General features: G+C 68.3%; 2 protein-coding genes. Both read right to left on the reverse strand.

Annotation, left to right across the window (positions count from 1 at the left end; translation table 11 throughout):
- Nucleotides 1–55: 55 nt before the first annotated feature.
- Nucleotides 56–901 carry a dephospho-CoA kinase gene (locus H5T60_14170; protein ID MBC7243579.1) on the reverse strand — a complete coding sequence of 282 codons (846 nt, stop codon included), beginning with the start codon at nucleotides 899–901 and terminating at the stop codon, nucleotides 56–58.
- Nucleotides 883–2,320, reverse strand: a 1,438-nt coding sequence (locus tag H5T60_14175; GenBank protein MBC7243580.1) for an ABC-F family ATP-binding cassette domain-containing protein, incomplete at its 5' end; no start/stop codon positions are given. The genes H5T60_14170 and H5T60_14175, both read right to left, overlap by 19 nt.

Genomic DNA, 2,320 nt, shown 5'->3' on the forward strand with positions numbered 1-2,320 from the left:
GCCGGCCAGGTCCCTCGTGCGCCCGGCGTCTTCTGGCTGAAGCCGTAATTTCCCCCTATTCCCAATAAATGATCCAGACGCAGGCGCCGGCCAGCAGAACGGTAGAGGCCGCCATCACCAGCCACTGGGCCGGCGTTGCTGACACATCCCGCGCCGCCCAGAAGAACACGGCCAGCATGCCGGCCGATAGCAGGACCCAGGACGATAAACGGGGATGCCGCTCCCAAAAGCGGCGCAACTGTTCCAGCACCATGCGCATCGTCTCCTTGCTCCCCTGATGCCTGCCGGCGCGCCCCCAGACCGGCAGGGCCTGCCAGGCCTCGAGCACCTGCCGGCGGGTCTCCGCCAGATCGCCGGAATTGTCGATCACCACATCGGCGGCGGCGCGTTTCTCCGCCTGCGGGGTCTGTGCGGCCAGCCGGCGGCGCGCTTCCTCGGGGCTGATGCCGCGGCCGGCGGCCAGGCGCGCGATGCATACCTCCTCCGGCGCATCCACCACCCAGACGGCATCGCACAGCTCGCGCGCCATGCCGGCCTCCAGCAGTTTGATGGCCTCCACGACCACCACCGGCGCAGTGGCCCGGGCGATCTCCTCCCGCACCCGTGCTATCGTGGCCGGATGAACGATCGCCTCCAGCCGGCGCAGGGCGGCCGGGTCGGAAAAGACCTGCCGTGCCAGCGCGGCGCGATCCAGCTCCCCGTCCGGCCCTACCACCTCTGGCCCGAACTCCGCCACGATGGCATCAAAGGCTGGCTCTCCGCGCCGCATCACCTGGCGCGTGACGGCATCCGCGTCGATGACCTGCGCCCCAAGCTCCCGCAGGATCTGCAGGACGGTGCTTTTGCCCGTGCCCATGTTGCCGGTCAATCCGATGACGTAGCTCATGCCAGCTCTGCCCATTCTTCCAGCACCTGGTCAAGGCGCGCTTTCAGCTCCTCATATTCCTGCCCAAGGCGGTACAGCTCCTCCACCGCGCCGGCCAGGCTGGCTGTCTCCAAACGTTTTTCCAGAAGATGGATGCGCTCCTCCAGGGCATGGGCCTCAGCCTCCAGCGCGCTGGCACGCTCCTGGCGCCGGCGGGCCTCCAACTGCTGTCGGCGCTGGGCGCGGCGCTGAGCCTCCCGCTCAGCCTGGCGCTGACGGGTGGCCGGCTCCTTGCCGGCGGGGGTTTGCTGGAGCTGGTGTGTCTGCCGGCTCTCCAGATACTCGCTGTATGTGCCCTGGAACACCTGCAGGGTATGGTCCTGGATCACCCAGACCTGCGTGGCCAGGTTGTCCACCAGGGCGCGGTCATGGGTCACCAGCAGGAGGGTGCCGGGAAAATTCTCCAGCGCCTGCTCCAACTGCTCCTGGGCGTCCAGGTCGAGGTGATTGGTCGGCTCGTCCAGCACCAGCAGGTTGGCGCCGGCCAGCATGAGCTTGGCCAAGGCCACACGGCTCCGCTCCCCGCCGCTGAGTTGTCCCACGCGTTTGTACACCTCGTCACCGGAGAAGAGCATCTGCCCCAGCAGGTCCCGCGCCCGTTGTATCGTGATATCGGCGGTGGAGAAAAGCTCTTCCAGCAGGGTGCGCTCCGGGTTCAGGTCGGCATGCGCCTGGGCCAGGTACCCGATGCGCACATTGGCCCCGATGAGCACCTCGCCGGCCAGTGGGGGATGCTCCCCGACGATGGTGCGCACCAGGGTCGTCTTGCCGGCGCCGTTAGGGCCCAGGATGGCCACTCGCTCTCCGCGCTGGACCACCACGTCCGGACAGCGCAGTAATTCGGTGCGCGGCGGGCCGGCAAACCCCACCCGCAGGTCGCGCAACTGCAGGACAATATCGCCGCTCCGCAGTTCGGTATGCAGGGGGAGATGAAGCCGTCGAAGTTCCGCCGGCGCGTCCACCCGTTCGAGCCGCTCCAGCCGGCGCAGGCGGCCGCGTGCCTCGCGGGCGCGCTGGCCGGCCTTATAGCGCTGGATGAAAGCCTGGGTGCGGGCAATCAGTTCCTGCTGGGCCTCAAACTCCGCCTGCCGGCGGGCCAGGCGCTCCGCGCGCTGGACCATATAGCGCGAGTAACTGCCGTCGTAGGCCTCCAGCCGGCCGAAGGACAGCTCCCATATGCGCGTGGCCAGCCGGTCCAGCAGGTGCCGGTCATGGGCGACGATGATGAGACTGCCCTTCCACTGCTGGAGGTGATCCTCGAGCCATTCCACGCCGGCCAGGTCCAGATGGTTGGTCGGCTCGTCCAGCAGGAGCAGATCCGGTTCTTCCAGCAGATAGCGGGCCAGCAGGGCACGCGTGCGCTGGCCCCCACTGAGCTGGGAAATGGGCCGGCCG

This window comes from Anaerolineae bacterium, assembly GCA_014360855.1.
In the GTDB taxonomy this organism is placed as follows: domain Bacteria; phylum Chloroflexota; class Anaerolineae; order JACIWP01; family JACIWP01; genus JACIWP01.